This window comes from Streptococcus sp. SR4 (genome assembly GCF_000517725.1).
In the GTDB taxonomy this organism is placed as follows: Bacteria; Bacillota; Bacilli; order Lactobacillales; family Streptococcaceae; genus Streptococcus; species Streptococcus salivarius_F.
Genome location: NZ_AZYW01000046.1, coordinates 52,094 through 73,129 on the forward strand (window position 1 = coordinate 52,094; position 21,036 = coordinate 73,129).

Here is a 21,036-nt window from a genome sequence, read left to right on the forward strand (position 1 = left end):
TTATAGAATCATTTTTTATACTCAAAGACATAGGTTTGAATAACCTTGTCCCCATCGTTTGTTACTTTCAAATCAACATTGTAACTCTTAGTTTCACCACTAATATCCTGAACCTTATAATCACCATCTTTTTTTACAGAAGAGGTGGTCTGCCCTGAATAATGCTTTACTTCAAGACTTGAAGTTCTGTCTAGAGAAAAAGGAATGAGCCCATTTAAAGAATATAGCCCATACAAAATAAGACATAAAAAGCTCAGTGACGCAAGGCTCACCAAATAATATTTAACAAAAGCCCCCAATTTCAACCCCTGTTTACTCACTTAGTTGTTATCTTCCTTTAACTTAACATTATTTTTATTAGAGTATTTTCAAATTTTATTTTACACACATTTGGGTATTTTGTCAAATTATTTGATATTTAAAACAGAACCTATATTTTTCTATATACTAAAAGCCGTTAGATGACTAACGGCTATTTTTTATTTCTGAAATAACGTATTCAAGACGGCTATAGAGACCAAGTAATAAGTCGTAACTTCGATTTTCATTTTCTTTCAAAACAGTGAAAACTGTTGTACTATAGGTAAATTCAAAGAAGTCATCTAATTCCTTGAGCCAGTCATCAATAACCCCTAAATTTTGATCAATGATTGCAAACAAACTTGGTTGATACCAGATTGTACCTTCGATATAAAGGTTTTTGTCAGATAATTTAGATAGGGATACTTTCAAGTCAGCAAGCTCTCGTTTAGCAAGATTTGGTTCAATCTTTAAATCAAAAAGCAAGCGTGCATCATGATTTAGAATATCGAGTTCTGCTTGAAGCAGTTGAATATAATGTATCGCTACTAAATACTGGTTCATGGGTCTCTCCTGGTCATCTGAAAATCGTACTATTATTGTACCACTAAAGAATGAAAAAATGTAGTAATTATTTAATTTTTTACAGGATTTTTTTAGAAAAAATACCATGCTTTAAATTTCTATTTAAAAATAATGACACTAGCGATTTTCTAAGAGTTTAAGAAATGAAAGATTTTTTAAAAAAAGAAAAACACTCACGAATGAGCGCAATTCTAGTATTAATGACTAACCATTTCTTGGGCAATTTCAAAGCCACTAAGTTTTCCAGGATAGTAAGTTGGCCAATTATCCATCTCTTTTAGAATCTCATCTTGGCTACTATTTCCGAAGAAAATATGGAAATGTGCTGAAGTTGTTGGATCTATTTGATGATCTGAAAATTGGACATATTGGTAAGGATTGTCAGCAGCTTGACTGTCAGTTGCTGTGAAGAGATAACGGACACCTTTTTTACCAGAAGCATAAGTCAAAATCTTATAACCATCATAACGATAAGTGTGTGTCACGCTACTTCCATCATTTTTTGTGAAAGTCATGGTCATCTTTTTACCATCAATAGCAATTTTAGAAACATCTGTTTGATAGCCCTTAGTGTAGTACTCTTTATACTCTTGTGCGGTTTTATCCTTATTCAATAGAGCTTTGTATTCAAATACTTGATCTAAAGTACCATCTTGGAGGTAAGGATAGACCGATTGCCATTCACCAGACCAATCAGAAAGTTCCCTATCTTTGACATCTTTGTCATCAAAGTAACCATTTTGGACTGTTTTCTTATCATCGCTTCCTGTTTCAGGTTGGATAGCTTTACCTTCAACATCTGTTGTTAAACGAAGGTTTTTAAGATTCTCAGTCATAACACTGACATAATCTTCACCTTTTTTCAACTGTTCCTTAGTTAGTGATTCAATTGGATTTAAAACTGCTGTCTTAACTCCTACTTCATTAGCTAAGGTTTTGGCAACGCTACTTGAAGCATTTTCCTCAAAGTAGATATAGTTAATGTCATATTCTTTGACATACTTAGAAAGGCTAGCGATACGTTTTGCAGATGGATCAGATTCAGCTGAAACACCTGAAATTGGTACTTGTGTCAAACCGTAATCTAAAGCAAGGTAGGCAAAAGCTGAGTGCTGGGTAACAAAACTTTTCTGTTTCGCTTGACTTAAGGCTTCAGTATACTCCTTATCCAAAGTCTTTAATTTTTTAAGGTATTTCTCAGCATTAGTTGTAAAGACTGCTTTTTTATCTGGGTGTTGAGCAATCAAACCGTCCCTAATAGTTTCAACTAATTTTTGAGAACGTTTAGGTGAGAGCCAAACATGAGGATCATATTCGTGGTGATGCTCTTCTCCACCGTGATCATGATCTTCTTCCTCTATTCCAGGTAAGAGAACCATGCCTTGACTTGCCTTAATGATTTTTGTATTTTTAGTGTTGATAGACTTTTCAACTTTTGGAACCCAGGTTTCCATATTTTCATTTAGGTAGACGAAAGTGTCTGCTTTTTCAATATCAGCGACATTCTTAGTAGATGGTTGAAAATCGTGGGCTTCACTACCAGCGGGAATAAGATAAGACACCTCTCCCTCATCGCCAACAACCTGCTTTGTAAATTCATAAACAGGGTAAAAGCTGGTCACAACCTTCAAGTCGCTATTTCCTTTTGAACCGTGGTGACTAGTCGTATAATAAATACCTGCACCAGCAGCTAAAACAACTGCTGCTATTCCTGCTAGGCCAAAAATGCGTTTCTTTTTCATGATATTCCTTTCAAAATACTTAACCAGTTAATAGTTTACTGGTTAAGTATATCACACTTCATTTATTTTGCAAGTACTAAAATAAAAAAATTGAAATATTTCGATGAAAAAGAATTATTTGATATACTGGAAATATCATTTGGAAAGTAGGTTATACATGTTTCGTAAATTAACCCTATATCTTTTTTTATTGCTTGCATCCATTGGCCTGACTTATGATACACAATCATACACCTCAGGTGCCTTGTCTGGTTCAGCATACGGTATTATTGGACTATCAACACTAATTGCCTTATGTTATATCCTACCAGGAATATTTCTGGTTCGATACTTAGGCAAGAGATGGCAGGTGAAACCACTTGTTCTCATATTTGCTCTAATTGGTGGAGTCTTTATCACAGGATGGATAGCTGGTTATGCCAATACCATTTCTCACGACTGGGTGACTGCTCATCTTTCTTCAAAGAGTTTCTTCTACCGCTTTGAGGATGCTCTTATGGCTCCCCTAGTTGAAGAACCCCTCAAACTAGCTGCTTTTCTCTTTGCTATCTATATGGTGCCAACAAAAAGTTACAAGGAGCTCTTGCTTGTCGCTATTACGGCAGGTCTTGGCTTCCAGATTAGTGAAGACTTCTCCTATATTCTTTCAGATTTGCCTGATGGTTTTTCTTATACGATTTCAGGGATTCTTGGTCGTACTGTTGGTGCTGTATCATCTCACTGGCTTTACACATCCTTCCTTGCAATGGGGCTAGTCCTTATATGGCGTTCACGTCAAAAACTCATTAATTCCAAGTACAGTCTTATTGGTATTCTTTATGCTTGCGGTGCTTTTGTGGCACACTTTGCTTGGAATTCACCTCTTCGAAATTTAGAAAGCGATTTGCCATGGGCATCAGGCCTTCTCATTTCAGTCAATCTTTTCTTTTTCATTACACTTTATCAGATTCTCTCGAAACTGGATGAAGAAAACAAGTAATGTTTAGAATACTAAAAAAACCTTTCCAATTTTATGGAAAGGTTTTTTTGATGACTTTAATCACTCATAGAAAAACGATTAGTCATCAAGTTACTTGCATCATCTAAGACTTTTGCCAATAGTTTATCTGTTTCTGACTGAATCTTATCACTAATTTTTTGATTTTCAGATTCAAAATCAATACTCTCGCCATTTGCTAAAGCATTATCGACATGATTAATCATGGCATGGCCTAGAGCCATCGTTGTTTCTACATAGGCATCCAAATCAGCTTCATGCTGTTGGAAATGAGGATCACAGATAGCAGCAATCAAGCGATTACTCCAGTAGAAATTGCCTGTATCTACTTTATCAGTTGTTTGACGGAAATAAGCAGGTGTTGTTCCGACCTGAGTCCAGAATGGCACCATTGTACCAAATGGCATTGATCCATAGGCTAACCACTGAATACCAGTTGTTTCTGATGGTTTGTTAGGACGCATTTGCAAGAGAGCTGTTTGACTAGTACGGTTAATACCGATTGGACGAAATTGGCGTTGACTCACTGCATCTCCTTGAGGTCCATAAGGATCATAAGGCGTATCTTGGTAATGAAGACTCAAGACATATTTAACATCTTCAACTGTAATTTTGCGGTATGGTTTTTGGCACCATGGAATAAAGAATGATTTTGGATCATAATCTTTTTCTGGGTTCAAAAATTTCTGCATAGCCCAAGCGCGTGGTGTATTATAATGACGATCCTTATCTCGTTGGCTACCAAAAGCATAACGTGGATTAAAGTGTTCATTAGAATAAGTCAAATCCAAGTGATGTTTATTAATAAAATTTCGAATGTCTGGTGAGGCAAGATAATCGTCTGGATTTTCAAACTCATAGTGATCGATACCAAGTTGGTTTGGATTAGTAACATAGGCATCGTCTGGAACACGTCTTGCAATCCAATGGTGACCACCAATTGTTTCCAACCACCAAATTTCTTCAGTGTCTGAAAAAGCAATTCCATTAGACTCGTAAGTTCCGTAAGTTTCAAGGAGTTCTCCTAAACGAAGGACACCTTCACGCGCCGTCTTGATATATGGCAAGACCAAAGTCAACATATCCTCTTCTCCAAAACCATCTTTAACAAGAGGATCAGCGCCGAGAACACGCGCATTGGTCGTAATTGTTTCTGTTGCACTCATGGCAACATTAGCTGAGTTAATTCCAGCTTCACCCCAAATACCATCTTTCCCAAGCGCATCTGGAACAGAAGTATAACGTAGAGGATTATCTGGCAAATCAATTGAAAAATTGCTAAGCACAGACTGGTAATGACGCGGTTGGTCTTTAGGGTTCACGACGAGAAATTCTTTGGGCGTAAAAACGCCTGATTGAGAATCCTCAGTACGTGCAATCATGGTAGAGCCATCATATGAGGCTTTCTTACCTACTAAAATCGTTGTACAAGCCATAAAAGCTTCCTTTCTACTTACAAATCGTCGGCAATCTTATTGATTTTTCTGAGACGATGGTTAACACCACTCTTGGTCAGAGGAGGTTCTATACTATCTGCGATCTGCTGGATAGAGTAATCTGGGTTGGCAATACGGAGTTGGGCAATTTGGCGCAGCTCCACCGGTAAAATCTCCAAGCCAACCGTATCCATAATCTTGATAATATTATTAATTGTTTTCATGCTAGCACTAATCGTTCTAGCAATATTGGCTGTTTCCGCATTATTGGCACGATTCAGATCATTTCTGGTTTCTCGCATAATTTTGACCTCTTCGAAGGTATCCTTAGAGTTCATTGCACCGATAACAAGGAGAAAATCCATAATGTCCTCAGCTTTTTGAAGATAGGTCACAAACCCATTTTTATGACTCAAAACCTTAGCATCGAGCATAAATTTTTTCATGAGAGAAGCTAAATCCTCTGCGTGGTCTTGGTAAACGGAAAAAATTTCTAATTGATAACGGCCTTTTTCAGGATCACGTACTGTTCCAGTCGCCAAAAAAGCGCCTCGTAAATAGGATCTTCCAGCTTCGTCATCTTCCATTACTGATGTTTCAATACCTGTTTCAAAGCCAAAGAAAGAATCCGCCAATTGTAAATCGGACAAAATATCATTGACATGGTCAGCGACAAAAACCGTGTAAACACGATTTTTCTTGAGATTGGTCTTGTTGTGATGTCTCAATTCAGGATTACTCTGATAACGACTTTCCATTAATTGGTAGATATGTCGCGCAATCTTTGCATTTTCTGTTGAGATGGAAAGAGTCAAACCTTGATTGGTCAATCCAACTGAACCAGACATCTTAATCAATGCTGACAATTCAGCCTTGTCTTTGGTTGAAGCAGCAATTATCTCTTCTTTAACCTTAATTGTGAAACTCATGACTTGTTCCTCACTAGGTGCATGAGCTCATCCACTACCAAGTCACCATGGTGGAAGGCACCACCATTTTCAAGTCGCAGAAAATTAGAAGACACAACTGTTTTAGCTTCACGACGTAAGCCCTCAAAATCATGCTCAACCTGAACAAGGTATTCATCAAATTTATTACTAGCCATGTATTCCTTAGGCACTTTCTTGATGTTAACTAAGACATTGTCAATCACATCAGAGCCAAGATGACGATTAAGAACAGCCACATGGTCGGCATCTGAGAATTGTTCCGTTTCTCCGTACTGAGTCATAATATTACAAATGTAAGTCACATCAGCCTTGGTCTCAATAAGGGCCTGACGAATCTCTGGTATAACTAGGTTGGGCAAAATCGATGTATAAAGAGATCCAGGACCCAAAACAATCATATCACTATTCATAATAGCATCAACAACCTTACGACTGGCCTTAGGCTCTTCATCATTATAGGTATTGGTCACATAAACGCGTTCAATCATGCCATCGTACTGGGCAATACTACTCTCCCCTGCTACTTCATGACCATCCTGAAAAACGGCATGAAGCGTCAAGGCTGTCTCACTAGCTGGATAAATCTTTCCTGTAACATGGAAGAACTTCGTCAGAAGCTGCATGGCATTATAGGTAGAGCCCTGCATTTCTGAAATTCCAGCGATGATTAGGTTTCCGAGTGGATGACCAGCCAAAGCACCATCGGTTTTATCAAAACGATATTGGAAAACTCTTTCATAAAGTTTAGGCATATCACTCATAGCTACCAAAACATTACGCAAATCCCCTGGAGGTGTCAGTTGCATGATATCACGCAAATCTCCCGAAGAACCGCCATCATCAGCTACAGTTACCACAGCAGTGATATCAACATCCTTATGACGCAAACTACGAAGAATGACTGGGATACCAGTTCCCCCACCTATTACTGTAATTCTTGGTTTTTTCATGAACGATTCACTGTCTCCTTACGTCGATCCTTATCACGATGTGTTTCATTGACTGTCCAATCATTTTTCAAATCTTGAGCCAAACGATGTGCAAAGGCTACACTACGGTGTTGACCACCTGTGCAGCCAACAGCAATGGTAAGAACAGACTTACCTTCTTTTTTGTAACCAGGTAAGATTGGTTTAATAAGCTGTGTCAAATGATTGTAAAAGTCTTCCGATTCCTTATGGTTCATGACGTAATCAAAAACCTCTTTATCCAAACCTGTGAGGTTACGAAGTGCAGGATCATAATAAGGGTTTGGCAAGAAACGGACATCAAAAACTAGATCTGCATCTAATGGCAATCCATATTTAAAACCAAAACTCAAAACTTCAATACGGAAAGAAGATTGGTCTTGTTCAGATGAGAACTGTTCAGAAATAGCCTTACGCAACTGGCGTGGAGTTAATTCTGTCGTATCAACCACGTTTTGACTTAAGCTCTTAAGCGGTGACAAAAGCTCACGCTCAAGCTTAATGCCATCCAAAACACGACCATCTGCCGCCAATGGGTGGCTACGACGTGTCTCTTTATAACGAGAAACCAATTCACCATCAGTGGCATCCAAGAATAGAATCTTGAAATTAAGTTCCTCATTACTTTCCAATTTATCCAGAATATCGTTAATCTCATCGAAGAACAAGCGACTACGCATGTCAACAACAAGAGCAATCTTGTCTGTCTCTTCACTATGTTTTACCAATTCGATAACCTTAGGTACCAAAGAGGGGGGCATATTATCAATGGTGAAGTATCCAATATCCTCAAAAGATTGAATTGCTACAGTCTTACCTGCACCACTCATCCCTGTTACAACAACTAAATTAATTTTTTTCGTTCCCATGAGACTCCCTTTCTAGTCTTTCTTCTTTCAAGACACGAATATCGTCTGACATCTTCTCAACTTGTTGGCTAACCCCCATAATCATTTCTGTCTGCAATTTTTGAATTGTCAGAAGATCTGATTGGTCTTGTTGAACCAAGTGGTCTATTTTTTGATGCAAAAGTCGGATTTCTTCCTTAGACTGGGTATTGACGTGATAGTCGTTACGCGCTTGTAAACGGTCATAATCCGATGCTCGATTCTGACTCATCATAATCAATGGTGCCTGAACGGCCGCTAGAGTAGACAGGGCCAGATTCAACAGAATAAATGGATACTTATCAAAGGCAATCCCAAAGGGTTGAACAACATTCAGCCCCATCCAAATAGCCATAAAAGCAACGAATGACAAGATAAAAGTCCAAGATCCACCAAATCGGGCCACTTCATCCGCCACTTTTTGACCAAAAGTAATCCTACTATCCAATTGTTCCTGGATGTCTTGATCCTCGTACAATAAACTCTTGGTCACATCGTGAACGGTTTCCCGAACATGTTCGTTTTTCTCATTAGCATTTGCAATAACTTCATCAAGAAAAACCAACCTATAATCCAAAAGACTGATATTACTAATAAAATCATGTCCTTGTAAATCAGGGTAATCTTTTTTCAAAAGCACCTGCAAACGACTATTTAGACGTTCGAAATAAGAGCCATCGGTTTCATCGAACCACTCTTTAGAGATATAATCCTGAACTCTCTTAACCTGCATATTTTCGCCTTCTTTCTAGGCTCTATTATACCATATTGAAAGCTTAAACGTTCAATAGATAAAGGAAAAGAGTCCAAGACTAACCTCAGACTCCTCAATTATTGGGACAATTAATTTAAACTCTTCTTATTGGTAATTTAAAGTCCAGTAGTAAGTACCGTCACCAGCGACAACACAAGCTACTGCTGCTTGAGTAGCATCTGGACTCATGAGAAGTTCACGAATACCACTACTCAACCATTTATTGGCTACAACTGAACCATCAGATTCACGACGGTAAACAATACCATCACTGTTGTAAGTGTGTGAAATATCTTTGGCATGTGGAAGGGTTGTGCTATTGTAAAGATCATCAGACCATGTAAGTGCTGGCAAACCAGCAGCTGTACGTTGCGCATTGATTTCATTAAAGGCAGCCTTAGCTGAGTCAACTTCAACATAATCAGAGTTTTCAGTTGGTTCTACATGATAAACAAATTTAACATAACCAAATTCAACATCACTATATTTTTTGTCGTCAACACCGCTCTTGAGATTAGCTGTAATAACATAGTCACGTGCCCAAGCACTGCCCTTAGAAGCGTTGAAGTTGTCAACATCTTCAATTTCCCAAGTGACATTACAATCCCAGCCAGCATTATCTAAGAATTTTGGAGCAAAATTCTTAATAACATAATCTTTGAATTCATCTACATTTTGGAATGGAAGAGCTTCACCAGCTTTACCAGTACCAACTACATTTTCAGAATACAACTTAACACTTGATGCATTGTCATCGTACATGTATTCGTCGTTTCCTGCTGGTTTATGGAAATCTGGATCAAGCTCAGGGTCATCATTGGCAGTACCATTGTAGAGTTTCCATTTACCATCAACCCATTTGTAGTAACCATCGATACCACGCGCATTATCTTCATCTGTCAATGCCACACGGTAGTAATAGGTACCGTTGTCATCTACAAATCGTGGATCTGAATACATGCGATAATCTGTTGGTGGCAATGTTGGTTTTGGCAACTTATCATAGTCAATGTTTGTTTCAGGCGCATACGGTGGTTTTTCAAGTTCAGGAGCTTCAGAACTTGTTTCTGATGTTGAACCTGTCTCAGAAGTAGCAACTGAGTCTGAGGTGATTACTGAAGTTGAATTACCTGTTGAAGCAGCATCTGAAGTTGTGGCAGAGGTTGAATCTACAGTTGACGCTACTTCTGAACTTGCTGATGAAGTTGAGTCAACAGTTGATACTGCTTCTGAAGTTGCTGATGACGTTGAATCTACAGTTGATGGTGCTTCTGAAGTTGCTGATGACGTTGAATCAACCATCGATGGTGACTCTGAAGTTGCTGATGATGTTGAATCAACTGTTGATGGTGCTTCTGAAGTTGCTGATGACGTTGAATCAACCATCGATGGTGACTCTGAAGTTGCTGATGACGTTGAATCAACCATCGATGGTGACTCTGAAGTTGCAGACGAAGTTGAATCAACCATTGATGGTGCTTCTGAAGTTGCTGATGACGTTGAATCAACCATTGATGGTGCTTCTGAGCTTGCTGATGACGTTGAATCTACAGTTGAAGTTGTTGGAGCTTCAGAATCTGTGCTTGAAGCCTTAACAAGCACCCACTTACCATTTGAATAATAGTAATAATCGCCATTATCTTTCAAATAATAGTGAGTACCATTTTCATAACGGTAGTGAGGGTCATTTCTCAAAACCTCATAACCTGTCGTTGGTGTATTGTTAGAACCACTATTGTTGTTATTATAGTCACCACCACGAACCCAACGACCGTTATAGTTAACATAGTAGCTACCATCACTCAAAATGTAGTACAAATAACCATTGCTATAGCGGTAAGTACCTGATTCGTTGTAGTTGTTGTAACCAGGATTATAGTTGTTATAGCCATAATTATAGTTATAATTATAGCCATAGTTATAGTTTGGATAGTAATTATTGTAACCGTAGTTATAGCCATAATTGTAAGTATAGCCTGGATAATAGCCATTGTAGCCGTAGTTATAACCATAGTTTGGATAATAGTTGTTATACCATGAGTTATAACTATAGTTATTAGAATAACCACGTCCATAATAACTATCGGCCTGTGCATGATTGTTGCCAACTACCGTTGGTGCTAAAATAGCTGCCCCTAGGACAGCACATGAAAATAATCGTAAACTCTTTCTCATTGTCTTTTCCCCTTTTAAAAAAATATACCTTTTATAAGCAATCGCTTACATTTCCATTTACACTTTAATTGTAAGAAATAAAACTTCTATTGTCAAATTATTTTAATAATAGAAGTTTCTCAGACTAAACCAATAGAAGACTAACAAAGACCTAACTTTCTTTGTGAAAAACGGTTAGGCGGACCTCTTTTAGGGCTTAAAGGCAAGTGTTTAAACAAAAAAGCCCTCTATTTGTATAAGGACTTTTAGCGTAACATTAACGATTATCAATATTTTCTGGGTAAAGATCGTGATTAAAGAGACGTTGCTCGGCCATCTTCTCATACTTTGTTTCAGGACGACCGTAATTATAATAAGGGTCAATCGAAATACCACCACGAGGTGTAAATTTACCCCAAACTTCTAAGTAACGAGGGTTCAAAAGTTTCACTAAATCTTTACCAATGGTATTAATACAGTTTTCATGGAAGTCTCCGTGATTACGGTAACTAAAGAGATAAAGCTTTAGAGATTTAGACTCAACGCAGAGCTGGTCTGGAATATAAGAAATATAAATACTTGCAAAATCAGGTTGCCCAGTAATAGGACAAAGTGATGTAAATTCTGGACAGTTGAATTTGATAAAGTAATCATTATCAGTATGACGATTATCAAAAGACTCCAAGACTTGTGGAGAGTATTCAAAAATATAAGGTGTCTCCTTATTACCAAGGAGAGTGAGGTTTTTCATTTCTTCTTGTTGTGACATTTTTCTTCCTTTGTTGTTAATTTTTCTAGACCTTTATATGGTCAATTTTTAATCTAAATTTCTAATGTTAATCATTAAAAAAGTAAAAATACTATCAATTCTAAGCTTATAGAATGTGAAGATTAGACACCGCGCTCATTATCGTAGAGTAGGGTATGAAGCTGAGGGAGAACACGCACATTTCCCCACGAGTCATCAGCAGCTACTGTCTCCCAGAGCTCTTTGAGGCGATCTAATTGATGTTGGACAATATTACCTTCTGCTTTCGGTTCAGGATTACCAGCCGAAAGAAACATGACATCTGGCTGATAACGTTCCTGAATCATTTTAGCAAAGGCTAAATCATCATCGTCAAAAACAGGAACTTTGAAGGTAACTTTATCAGGATCAAGTTGTGAAACAATAAAGTCAAGGGTTTCCATATTGACTTCCATCTTGGATGATGGTGGTTTAGGACTTAAGGTTACTTGATCAATATCCTTGAGCCACTCCTGCCAGCGAGAACCCTGAGTTTCAACGGCCAAAGTCACTCCTCTAGCCTTGAGTTTTGAAACGAGTTCAGCCATATTTGCCGCTAAAAGAGCTGGGTTTCCTCCAGACAGAGTAACATAGTCATAAGTTCCTAGCGCATCTAAAGCCTCAATAACTTCATCAGCTGTCATACGTGTTGGCTTCTCTGACCCATCCCAAGTAAAGGCAGAATCACACCAATCACAATGGTAATCACATCCTGCTGTCCTTACAAACATGGTCTTTTGACCGATAGCTCGGCCTTCCCCTTGAAAAGTCGGTCCGAAAATTTCAAGCACTGGCAGTTTGAGTACACGTTCTCTAGTCATCCAACCACTCCCGTCTAAACTCTGCGAAGGCTGTTGGTGTTTCATAAAGACGCACATATTCCAAACGAAGTCCTCTCTCCTCTGGCAGATGTTGACTCGTCGTCTGGAAAATCCAGAAAACCATATTTTCCGCAGTTGTATTCATATAAGGCAGAGTCTCATTGAGATAACGGTGATCTAACTGAGGTTCCAAATGATCCTTATAAATGCGCTTAAGGTCACCAAAATCGTAGGTCATGCCACGCTCATCCAAGTAGCCACTAACTGCAATTTGAAGATGATAGGTATGGCCATGAAGTGACTTGCATTTTCCTTCGTAATTAAAGAGATGGTGGGCAGCATCAAAAGTAAACTCTTTAGAAACCATTGTACGGTGAGGATTATAAACCAAGGACTCACCTGTTTCTTTCTTGATTTCTTTCGGTGCAAAGAACATTAAGCTTCTCCTCTTTCTGCTAGATATTTTTCAAGACCTTTTTGACGCAAGTGACAGGCAGGGCATTCCCCGCAACCAGTTCCAATAATACCGTTATAGCAAGTTAGCGTTTTTTCACGAACATAGTCAAAAGCTCCAAGTTGGTCAGCCAAAGCCCAAGTCTCAGCCTTATCTAACCACATGAGAGGGGTTTGGATAACAAAATCATAGGCCATGGCAAGATTAAGTGTGACATTAAGCGATTTGACAAAAACATCACGACAGTCTGGATAACCAGAAAAGTCTGTCTCACAAACACCCGTAACAATATCAGTAATACCACGTTGCTTAGCTAGAATAGCTGCAAAAGAAAGGAAAAGATGATTACGCCCGTCCACAAAGGTATTAGGAACTTCACCTTCTTCTGCCTCAATCTCAATATCAGATGTTAACGCATTTTCAGTGATTTGACCAAGCAAAGACATATCCAAAACATGGTGTTTAAGCCCTTGCTCTTGCGCAATCTCTTTAGCTACTTCAATTTCCAAGCTATGACGTTGGCCATAAGCAAAAGTAACTAATTCAACTGTTTCATAATGTTTAAGAGCCCAAAATAGGCAAGTAGTAGAATCTTGACCGCCACTAAAGACGACCAAAGCTGATTGACGTTTCATAATATTCCTCTTTATTCGTGATGTCTGAGACACATAAAAAGGCCCCTTGGGGGAGCCAAAAAACGCCAGTAATGGTTTTTTTTAGCGATGGTGTCTCCCAAACATCGAAAATGATTTATCCTTAATAGTCTATCATAGTTGAGAAAAAAAGAAAAGAGCCAAGGCTCTCTTCATTAATCAATCTCAGCGATAACTTCGATTTCAATTTTAACATCTTTTGGCAAACGTGCCACTTCTACCGCAGAACGTGCAGGGAAATCAGATGTAAAGGCAGTTGCATACACTTCATTAAATGGAACGAAATCGTTAATGTCACTTAGGAAGCAAGTTGTTTTAACAACGTGATCAAAGTCTGTACCTGCTTCTGCCAAAATAGCACCAACATTTTTAAGAACTTGTTCTGTTTGTTCTTGAATTGTTTCACCAATGATTTCACCTGTTTCTGGTGACAATGGCACTTGACCAGAAGCAAACAAAAGATTGCCTACGATTTTACCTTGAACATAAGGTCCGATTGCTGCTGGTGCTTTATCAGTATGAATAGTTTTTGCCATGATAGTTCTCCTTTGACTAATATGTTGCTATTATAACAAAATATTCTGAAAATTGAAACATATAATTCTAAAAAGAAAAGAATCAGCGCTAGGCTAATTCTTCTCCTACTATTTCAGATACTTTTTGACATAGCTATAATAGTCTGGTTTGTCTTTTTTATTAAGTGCAAAGAGCATTTGACCCTTAATGGGTTCTTTCTCATCATTTGGTTGTAGAAAAAGAGCAACCTCTTTGGATTTAGTTGGGAAAAATAATGTATAAGACGTTTCTTTTCCCTGATCTTTTACTTTTAGCGAATAATAGGTAAAGTCATCTTTAGACTTGGGACCATCCACTGTATAGTTATAATCCTGCTCACCAATCTTGACCTTATCTTTCTTGAAGACAATCGTATAATCCTTCTTTAAGGCATCTTGTGCCTGCCATTCACCCTCTAGTGAGGGAGCAGACTTGCTGCAAGCTACCATTGAAACCATACAAAGCAAGACCAACAGACCAAGTAACCATCTTTTCATACTTTTGCACTCCTAAAGAATTTTTCTTATGGTTTGATACGGTGCAACATACGTGGGAATGGAATAGCTTCACGGATGTGTTTTGTTCCAGCTACGAAAGTAACCATACGTTCAATACCGATACCAAAACCACCGTGTGGTACTGAACCATATTTACGAAGGTCAAGGTAGAATTCGTATTCTGAACGATCCATTCCGAGTTCATCCATTTTAGCTACAAGAGCATCGTAGTCATCTTCACGCATTGAACCACCGATGATTTCACCATAACCTTCTGGAGCCAAAAGGTCTGCACAAAGAACGCGCTCAGGATTACCAGGAACTGGTTTCATGTAGAAGGCCTTGAAGCTTGCTGGATAATTAACAACGAATGTTGGAACACCAAAATAGTTTGAAATCCAAGTTTCGTGTGGTGAACCAAAGTCATCTCCATGTTCGAGGTGCTCGTAATCAGTATCTTCATCATTTTCATGTGCTTGAAGAAGATCGATAGCTTCATCATATGACACGCGCTTGAATGGCTCAGCAATGTATTTCTTAAGAAGATCTACATCACGTTCAAGGATTTCAAGAGCTTGTGGCGCACGATCAATAACACCTTGAATAAGAGCTTTAACATAAGCTTCTTGCAAATCAAGTGACTCATCATGTGACAAGAATGAATACTCAGCATCCATCATCCAGAACTCAGTCAAGTGACGACGAGTTTTAGATTTTTCGGCACGGAAAACAGGACCAAAGTCAAAGACACGACCAAGAGCCATGGCACCAGCTTCAAGGTAAAGCTGGCCAGATTGGCTTAGGTAAGCAGGTGTACCAAAGTAATCCGTTTCAAACAATTCTGTTGAATCTTCAGCTGCATTTCCTGACAAAATTGGACTATCAAATTTGATGAAACCATTTTTATCAAAGAATTCGTAAGTTGCGTAAATAATCGCATTACGAATTTGTTGGACAGCCATTTGTTTACGTGAACGCAACCAAAGGTGACGATTATCCATCAAGAAGTCAGTTCCGTGTTCTTTTGGTGTGATTGGATAATCATGTGATTCACCGATGACTTCTACTGCTGTCACATCCAACTCGTAACCAAATTTTGAACGTTCGTCTTCTTTGACCACACCAGTCACATAAACTGATGTTTCTTGGCTAAGGCGTTTAACAGTATCAAATTTTTCAGTACCTTCTTCTTCACCGTATTTTTCGATGAAGTTAGGTTTGAAAGCTACCGCTTGGAAGAAGGCAGTTCCATCACGCAATTGAAGAAAGGCCAATTTCCCTTTACCTGATTTGTTAGCTACCCATGCACCGATAGTGATTTCTTCGCCCACGTGTTTAGGCACATCAATAATTGAAACTAATTGTTTAGACATGTAATTACTTCTCTTTTCTTTTGATCTATATTAATTCTATTTTTCCATAAAGGCTTTGATTCGGCGGACTGCTTCTTTCAAAGTATCCAAGTCTGTTGCATAGCTAAGTCGAATATTTTCAGGCGCGCCGAATCCTGCACCTGTTACCAAAGCGACTTCAGCCTCCTCAAGAATAGCGTTTGTAAAATCATTAACATTTGTGTAGCCTTTGATTTCCATCGCTTTTTTAACATTAGGGAAGAGGTAAAAGGCACCTTGAGGTTTGATGACTTCAAAGCCAGGCACTTCAGCTAGGAGTGGATAAATCGTATTCAAACGTTCCTCAAAGGCCTGACGCATTTCTTCGATAGAAGATTGATCACCTGTTAAGGCTTCAATAGCAGCATATTGAGAAACTGCTGTAAGATTTGATGTCGTTTGACTGATAATCTTAGCCATACCTGAAATAATTTCTGGATCTCCGACAGCAAAACCAACACGCCAACCTGTCATAGCATAGGTCTTGGAAACACCATTAATCACAATTGTTTGCTTACGAATGGCATCTGAAAGACTTGAAATTGGAGTAAAGGTATTGCCATTATAGACCAAACGGCCATAGATATCATCTGCTAAAATCAAAATATCGTGCTCAACCGCCCAGTCACCGATTGCTTGCAATTCTTCCTTGCTGTAAATCATTCCTGTTGGATTTGATGGACAATTAAGCAAGACAACTTTAGTTTTTTCAGTGCGAGCAGCTTCAAGTTGTTCAACAGTTGCTTTAAAGTGATTAGCTTCAGTCGTTTGGAAAGTGACTGGAACACCCTCAACCATTTTAACTTGGTCTACATACGAAACCCAGCAGGGTGTTGGAATAATGACTTCATCACCAGGATTGATGACCGTAGCAAAGAAAGCATATAAGATAAACTTCGCACCAGTGCCGACAACAACCTCATTTGGTTTTACAGCATAGCCATAGAAGTTTTCCATGTAAGTGCTAATCGCATCCTTAAGTTCTGGAAGTCCAGAAGCTACGGTATAGAAACTTGCCTTACCATTTTCAATAGAGGCAATGGCAGCATCTTGAATGTTCTTAGGTGTTACAAAATCTGGTTCACCAAGTGTCAAACTCAAGATATCACGTCCTTGAGCTTTAAGAGCTTTAGCACGCGCACTGGCAGCTAAAGTAACACTTTCTTCCATTTGTAATACACGATTTGATAATTTTGTCATTTCATTATAGTCCTTCCACTTTAATAACCTGACCTGAGATAAAATCAACCAGATAATACTGGGTTCCTGACTTCACTTCCCAAATAGGAGTTTTGCCATACTTTCCTAGGTGGACATAGGATATATCCTTAGCACCATAGGCTTTAGCAGCTTTCTTAGCCACTGACTTACTAATACCATCCGATTGCTTGTAGATATCAACCTCACCTGAATCATGACTCACGATAACAGCCAGTTTCTCACCTTGACCAGACTTTCCAAGAAGTCCGTAATAGGTAGCCTCACCATGGTAGATATCAAATTCAGTAACAGTCTTAATATCTGCTTTGCTCTCTGCTATGGCAATAACCTTCTTTTCAGCATCTACGTAAGGCTTAGTCGCTACAATAAGAATAGCAGTCAAAGAGGCAATTAAGGTCACAACGATTACAATTATTCCAAAAATGAACTGTTGCTTTTTGGTCCAGGGTGAACGTTGTTTACGCATAATGCCTCCTAAAAAAGTTTCTGAATTTATTATATCAGAAAATGATAAATCTTTACATAGCAATATAGCTAGTATTGAGCAATTAAGTCTATCTTTTTTATAAGTCAGTAAAATTTATAAAACCTAAGTAATCTTAGAAAAGGTTGGTTTTAAAAAGTTAACTTTCTTGTTCTAAGAAATCCTGAATATCCTCTTTGACTTCCTCGAACTTAGCGGGCTTAAGCGCAACTTCTTGTGTCACTTCTTTTAGAAATAGTTTTCCATAACTCTTAACGAGCGGGCGATTATCCATAAGAAGAATAGCCGAGCGCTGTTCTGGACGTCTTTGAGCACGTCCAATAGCTTGTTTAAAACGTAAAACCGTCATGGGAAGACTGTAACTATCAAAGGTGCTCTTTCCTTGCTTAGAAAACCAAGATTCAATCTTTTGATAGAATGGATCCTTAGGATTGTCAAACGGCAGACGTGCAATAACCTCAATTACCCTATCTTGTTGGGCAAAGTCAACACCTTCCCAGAACGACCCCATACCAAGAAGGAGATTGGTCTCACCTCTATCAAAACGTTTTTTGACATTAAAAGCAGTCCCATTTTTCTCTTGAGTTAGGTGACGAACTTCCCTATGATCCAATAAATCTGAAACAGCCATCATACTCTTTCGAGACGTGAATAGTACTAAAATTGGATATTCCATTTCAGATAGCTTCTGGAGACGTTTTGCAAGAGCAACTTCATACTCTTCCTCAGAAGAAACACCAATCATAGGCATACTTTGATCAATCCAAATAGCTTGATTGGGTAAAGTGTCCATTGGGAGGCTAACCTTGCGTACCTGATCTAAGCCCAACAAATCAGCCACATCTACATCAGGTCCCACATCAATAGTTGCTGAAACAATTATCACTTTTTGGGCACTTGGTAGATAAGCAGAAAGCTCTAAGAGCTCTTTGCGTGACGCCTTTAAATAAGTCACACGATGTTCTTGATAATAATCTGTTTCAAGCCAGAAATGGCTGTAAAGCGGTGTCTTCAGTGGAGACAACATCTCCATAAAATCACTTTCACCTTCCAGTTCAGAAATGGTTTGTAGCAAACGATCTAATTGCTGGCGATTATACTGCTTCTGAGGAAATTGTTGATGTTCTTGGATTAGATGGCTAACTTCAAACTGCAGATTTTCGAGCAATCGTTGTTGAAGCAAGCTTTGACTACCACTATCAAGAATTCGATGAATATGTTGCAACAGGACAGTAAGATTGACTTGATGACGTGAAAATTGTTCCAAAGCCAGAACCATCTTTTGCCCCTCATCAATCACAAGAGTTTTTCCTCGAACAAAATCATGATCATCTTCCATACGCGTCAACAGATAAGCATGGTTGGTCACAACTACCTTAGCTTCCTGGGCTTTTTGGTAGGACTGTTGCCAAAAATCATATTCAGCAAAAAGACTATCAGCTTTTAACTTACCATCGTGCTTAATCTCATCAAAATAAGCCATATAGCGCTGTTTTTGTCTGATTTCGTCAAGATCCCCTGTCTCTGTTTCAGTCAACCACACCAAAAGTTGCATTTTGTAACGATTAATCAAACGGTTACTATCCTGACGAAGTAAGGTTTGGTAGAAGGCATCTAACTTGATATAATTCTGAGGTCCTTTGAGACTATGGAAGTTAATATTAAAGACATCCGATAAGGCTGTAGCTTCCTGATTCATAATCTGATTTTGAAGGAGCTTGGTCGGAACAGCCACTACCACTTTATCTACATCAGATTGCGCCAACAAAGGAAGCAAATAGCCATAAGTTTTTCCGATTCCAGTCTGCGCCTGAATCATGGAAATATCAGTATTATCAAGCTCCCTTCTTACTGCCTCAGCAAACTCTTTTTGTTTAGGCCTTGATTCCAAATCTAAGAGTGCAATATTGGTATCAAAATCTTGAGACAGTTTTCGTTCAGACTTATAAGTCAAAGGTCTACGAAGAACAATTCCAGATTCTTCAAGCATGACATATTCTTTTGAAAGGCCTAAATTTTGACCTCTTATAGCATCACGAATAACCAACTCAGTCTCAAAAAGAAGATTATCTGAAAAGGTCAAAAGCATCTCAATGGTCTGTCTAGGTAAGCTGGCAATCTTATCCATCAAATGAAATAAAAGCTGTCCGGTCGCTCTCGCATCTTCAATAGCGGTATGGGCCTGAGCTAGGTCAAGATTAAGAACCTTGGATAAATGGGAGAGTTTATATTGTTCCAGTGTCGGATAAAAGACCTGAGCCAATTCGACAGTATCCACACGAGGAGTCCTTAGTTCGAAGCCCTCCATGAAAAGTGCCTCTGCAAGCAAATTGGCATCAAATTTAACATTATGGGCAACAAAAATACAGTCCTCAATCAGTTCAAAAATGGTTCTAGCAATTTCTGAGAAATCTGGGGCTTGAGCCAACTGCTGATCAGTAATCCCTGTTAAATGAATAATGTGATCATCTAGTTCTTGGTGTGGGTTAACATCACTCGCAAATTCGTCAAACACCTGACCATTTTGCATGATGACAATTCCCACCTGTATAATACTAGCCGTTGACGAAGCGGAGGTCGCTTCCAAGTCAACAATAGCATATTTATTCGTGTTTTTTTCACTCATAGTGACCTTATTATAGCATATCCAAAGCCCCAAAAAAAGACAAAGCCATCATTCTGATATTGGAAAAAGCCTGAAATTCGTGCTACACTAGAGCTATGAAAATAAGACGAATTTTAAATCCTGTTGCCCAGGAAAACACCTATATTTTAGAAAACGATACAGCCTGTCTAGTCATTGATCCAGGAAGTGATACTTCTGCTATCTTAGCTGAGCTTAAAGCAAGTGATAAACCTGTTGCTGCTATCCTCTTGACACATACACACTACGATCACATTATGAGTGTTGAGGCAGTCCGTCAAGCTTATAATTACCCTCCTGTTTATGTTGCAGAGGCTGAAAAAGACTGGTTGATGAATCCTATTGATAATTTATCGGGACTTCCACGTCATGACGATATGGAAGACGTTATTGTCAATCCAGCAGAATACTACTTCGATTTCACTCAGGACTATAACATCGAGGATTTCCAGTTTAAAGTTGTTCCAACCCCAGGACATTCTATCGGGGGCATTTCTTTAATTTTCGATGAAGAAGAAATCGTCTTTTCTGGTGATGCCCTCTTTAAAGAAACAATTGGACGCTGGGACCTCCCAACAGGAAACCACGATCAGTTACTCACTAGTATTCGAGAGCAACTCTTCACCCTTCCTAACCACTACAAGGTATTCCCCGGACACGGTTGGGACACTACTATAGGCCACGAAAAAAACTTTAACCCACATTTTTCATAAGAATAAAAGCTCAGCAAACTATAAAGCTGGGCTTTTTACATGC

General features: G+C 38.7%; 21 protein-coding genes. 2 read left to right on the top strand and 19 right to left on the bottom strand.

The genetic code is table 11. The features are described from left to right. Positions 1–8 precede the first annotated feature (8 nt). The 3 genes from HMPREF1519_RS04995 to HMPREF1519_RS05005 all read right to left on the bottom strand — a co-directional run bounded on the left by HMPREF1519_RS04995 (position 9) and on the right by HMPREF1519_RS05005 (position 2,627). Positions 9–320 (bottom strand): hypothetical protein, encoded by a 312-nt coding sequence (locus HMPREF1519_RS04995; protein WP_022496675.1) that lies wholly within the window; start codon positions 318–320, stop codon positions 9–11. A 145-nt stretch (positions 321–465) separates the two neighbouring features. Beyond that, complete coding sequence (locus HMPREF1519_RS05000) at positions 466–864, bottom strand: hypothetical protein (RefSeq protein WP_004182057.1); 399 nt, start codon at positions 862–864, stop codon at positions 466–468. Between the two features lie 218 nt (positions 865–1,082). Then, positions 1,083–2,627, bottom strand: coding sequence for a zinc ABC transporter substrate-binding protein AdcA (locus HMPREF1519_RS05005; protein ID WP_022496676.1), 1,545 nt, complete (start codon positions 2,625–2,627; stop codon positions 1,083–1,085). A 157-nt stretch (positions 2,628–2,784) separates the two neighbouring features. On the opposite strand from HMPREF1519_RS05005, the gene HMPREF1519_RS05010 reads away from it, so the two are divergent. Next, complete coding sequence (locus HMPREF1519_RS05010) at positions 2,785–3,606, top strand: PrsW family glutamic-type intramembrane protease (RefSeq protein WP_022496677.1); 822 nt, start codon at positions 2,785–2,787, stop codon at positions 3,604–3,606. 56 nt (positions 3,607–3,662) lie between these two features. Here HMPREF1519_RS05010 and HMPREF1519_RS05015 read toward each other — a convergent pair whose 3' ends face one another. From HMPREF1519_RS05015 to HMPREF1519_RS05090, 16 genes are all read right to left on the bottom strand, one after another. Further along, positions 3,663–5,060, bottom strand: a complete 1,398-nt coding sequence (locus HMPREF1519_RS05015; protein ID WP_022496678.1) for a C69 family dipeptidase — start codon at positions 5,058–5,060, stop codon at positions 3,663–3,665. Between the two features lie 17 nt (positions 5,061–5,077). Continuing rightward, entirely contained in the window at positions 5,078–5,989 is a 912-nt protein-coding gene (gene whiA / locus HMPREF1519_RS05020) for a DNA-binding protein WhiA (protein WP_022496679.1), read from the bottom strand. Then, positions 5,986–6,960, bottom strand: a complete 975-nt coding sequence (locus HMPREF1519_RS05025; protein WP_002891102.1) for a YvcK family protein — start codon at positions 6,958–6,960, stop codon at positions 5,986–5,988. Before HMPREF1519_RS05025 ends, whiA begins: the two co-directional genes overlap by 4 nt. Continuing rightward, positions 6,957–7,847: an RNase adapter RapZ gene (gene rapZ, locus HMPREF1519_RS05030; protein ID WP_037611380.1), complete on the bottom strand. Its 891-nt coding sequence runs from the start codon at positions 7,845–7,847 to the stop codon at positions 6,957–6,959. The genes HMPREF1519_RS05025 and rapZ overlap by 4 nt, the downstream gene beginning before the upstream one ends. Further along, a complete protein-coding gene (locus HMPREF1519_RS05035; protein ID WP_037611382.1) occupies positions 7,828–8,598 on the bottom strand; it encodes a DUF1003 domain-containing protein in 771 nt (256 codons plus the stop codon). The genes rapZ and HMPREF1519_RS05035 overlap by 20 nt, the downstream gene beginning before the upstream one ends. Positions 8,599–8,724: 126 nt before the next feature. Then, positions 8,725–10,794 (bottom strand): CAP domain-containing protein, encoded by a 2,070-nt coding sequence (locus HMPREF1519_RS05040; RefSeq protein ID WP_037611383.1) that lies wholly within the window; start codon positions 10,792–10,794, stop codon positions 8,725–8,727. Positions 10,795–11,050: 256 nt separating this feature from the next. Continuing rightward, positions 11,051–11,542, bottom strand: a complete 492-nt coding sequence (gene queF / locus HMPREF1519_RS05045) for a preQ(1) synthase (protein WP_037611386.1) — start codon at positions 11,540–11,542, stop codon at positions 11,051–11,053. 122 nt (positions 11,543–11,664) lie between these two features. Further along, on the bottom strand, positions 11,665–12,381 hold the full coding sequence (gene queE / locus HMPREF1519_RS05050; RefSeq protein ID WP_004182409.1) for a 7-carboxy-7-deazaguanine synthase QueE: 717 nt from the start codon (positions 12,379–12,381) through the stop codon (positions 11,665–11,667). After that, complete coding sequence (gene queD, locus HMPREF1519_RS05055) at positions 12,374–12,817, bottom strand: 6-carboxytetrahydropterin synthase QueD (RefSeq protein ID WP_037611387.1); 444 nt, start codon at positions 12,815–12,817, stop codon at positions 12,374–12,376. Before queD ends, queE begins: the two co-directional genes overlap by 8 nt. Continuing rightward, positions 12,817–13,470 (bottom strand): 7-cyano-7-deazaguanine synthase QueC, encoded by a 654-nt coding sequence (gene queC, locus HMPREF1519_RS05060; protein ID WP_037611388.1) that lies wholly within the window; start codon positions 13,468–13,470, stop codon positions 12,817–12,819. The genes queD and queC overlap by 1 nt, the downstream gene beginning before the upstream one ends. 173 nt (positions 13,471–13,643) lie before the next feature. Then, complete coding sequence (locus HMPREF1519_RS05065) at positions 13,644–14,024, bottom strand: RidA family protein (RefSeq protein ID WP_002891112.1); 381 nt, start codon at positions 14,022–14,024, stop codon at positions 13,644–13,646. A gap of 108 nt (positions 14,025–14,132) precedes the next feature. Then, entirely contained in the window at positions 14,133–14,540 is a 408-nt protein-coding gene (locus tag HMPREF1519_RS05070; protein WP_022496685.1) for a hypothetical protein, read from the bottom strand. Positions 14,541–14,566: 26 nt separating this feature from the next. Beyond that, a complete protein-coding gene (gene asnS / locus HMPREF1519_RS05075; protein WP_002891115.1) occupies positions 14,567–15,913 on the bottom strand; it encodes an asparagine--tRNA ligase in 1,347 nt (448 codons plus the stop codon). 36 nt (positions 15,914–15,949) lie between these two features. Then, on the bottom strand, positions 15,950–17,131 hold the full coding sequence (locus HMPREF1519_RS05080) for a pyridoxal phosphate-dependent aminotransferase (protein ID WP_022496686.1): 1,182 nt from the start codon (positions 17,129–17,131) through the stop codon (positions 15,950–15,952). Between the two features lie 4 nt (positions 17,132–17,135). Beyond that, on the bottom strand, positions 17,136–17,618 hold the full coding sequence (locus tag HMPREF1519_RS05085; protein WP_004182029.1) for a cell wall elongation regulator TseB-like domain-containing protein: 483 nt from the start codon (positions 17,616–17,618) through the stop codon (positions 17,136–17,138). A gap of 157 nt (positions 17,619–17,775) precedes the next feature. Beyond that, a complete protein-coding gene (locus HMPREF1519_RS05090; protein ID WP_022496687.1) occupies positions 17,776–20,262 on the bottom strand; it encodes a bifunctional DnaQ family exonuclease/ATP-dependent helicase in 2,487 nt (828 codons plus the stop codon). A gap of 95 nt (positions 20,263–20,357) precedes the next feature. Here HMPREF1519_RS05090 and HMPREF1519_RS05095 point away from each other — a divergent pair, with 95 nt between their 5' ends. Further along, on the top strand, positions 20,358–20,993 hold the full coding sequence (locus HMPREF1519_RS05095) for an MBL fold metallo-hydrolase (RefSeq protein ID WP_022496688.1): 636 nt from the start codon (positions 20,358–20,360) through the stop codon (positions 20,991–20,993). The last annotated feature ends 43 nt before the right edge of the window (positions 20,994–21,036 follow it).

Bases quoted from the DNA above. Each gene is read 5' to 3' on its own strand.
- asnS (WP_002891115.1), bottom strand. From the start codon at position 15,913: ATGTCTAAACAATTAGTTTCAATTATTGATGTGCCTAAACACGTGGGC.
- HMPREF1519_RS05025 (WP_002891102.1), bottom strand. From the start codon at position 6,960: ATGAAAAAACCAAGAATTACAGTAATAGGTGGGGGAACTGGTATCCCA.
- HMPREF1519_RS05035 (WP_037611382.1), bottom strand. From the start codon at position 8,598: ATGCAGGTTAAGAGAGTTCAGGATTATATCTCTAAAGAGTGGTTCGAT.
- queF (WP_037611386.1), bottom strand. From the start codon at position 11,542: ATGTCACAACAAGAAGAAATGAAAAACCTCACTCTCCTTGGTAATAAG.
- HMPREF1519_RS05040 (WP_037611383.1), bottom strand. From the start codon at position 10,794: ATGAGAAAGAGTTTACGATTATTTTCATGTGCTGTCCTAGGGGCAGCT.
- queE (WP_004182409.1), bottom strand. From the start codon at position 12,381: ATGACTAGAGAACGTGTACTCAAACTGCCAGTGCTTGAAATTTTCGGA.
- HMPREF1519_RS05085 (WP_004182029.1), bottom strand. From the start codon at position 17,618: ATGCGTAAACAACGTTCACCCTGGACCAAAAAGCAACAGTTCATTTTT.
- HMPREF1519_RS05070 (WP_022496685.1), bottom strand. From the start codon at position 14,540: ATGAAAAGATGGTTACTTGGTCTGTTGGTCTTGCTTTGTATGGTTTCA.
- queC (WP_037611388.1), bottom strand. From the start codon at position 13,470: ATGAAACGTCAATCAGCTTTGGTCGTCTTTAGTGGCGGTCAAGATTCT.
- HMPREF1519_RS05065 (WP_002891112.1), bottom strand. From the start codon at position 14,024: ATGGCAAAAACTATTCATACTGATAAAGCACCAGCAGCAATCGGACCT.
- HMPREF1519_RS05000 (WP_004182057.1), bottom strand. From the start codon at position 864: ATGAACCAGTATTTAGTAGCGATACATTATATTCAACTGCTTCAAGCA.
- HMPREF1519_RS05080 (WP_022496686.1), bottom strand. From the start codon at position 17,131: ATGACAAAATTATCAAATCGTGTATTACAAATGGAAGAAAGTGTTACT.
- HMPREF1519_RS05090 (WP_022496687.1), bottom strand. From the start codon at position 20,262: ATGAGTGAAAAAAACACGAATAAATATGCTATTGTTGACTTGGAAGCG.
- HMPREF1519_RS05010 (WP_022496677.1), top strand. From the start codon at position 2,785: ATGTTTCGTAAATTAACCCTATATCTTTTTTTATTGCTTGCATCCATT.
- rapZ (WP_037611380.1), bottom strand. From the start codon at position 7,847: ATGGGAACGAAAAAAATTAATTTAGTTGTTGTAACAGGGATGAGTGGT.
- whiA (WP_022496679.1), bottom strand. From the start codon at position 5,989: ATGAGTTTCACAATTAAGGTTAAAGAAGAGATAATTGCTGCTTCAACC.
- HMPREF1519_RS05095 (WP_022496688.1), top strand. From the start codon at position 20,358: ATGAAAATAAGACGAATTTTAAATCCTGTTGCCCAGGAAAACACCTAT.
- HMPREF1519_RS05015 (WP_022496678.1), bottom strand. From the start codon at position 5,060: ATGGCTTGTACAACGATTTTAGTAGGTAAGAAAGCCTCATATGATGGC.
- queD (WP_037611387.1), bottom strand. From the start codon at position 12,817: ATGTTCTTTGCACCGAAAGAAATCAAGAAAGAAACAGGTGAGTCCTTG.
- HMPREF1519_RS05005 (WP_022496676.1), bottom strand. From the start codon at position 2,627: ATGAAAAAGAAACGCATTTTTGGCCTAGCAGGAATAGCAGCAGTTGTT.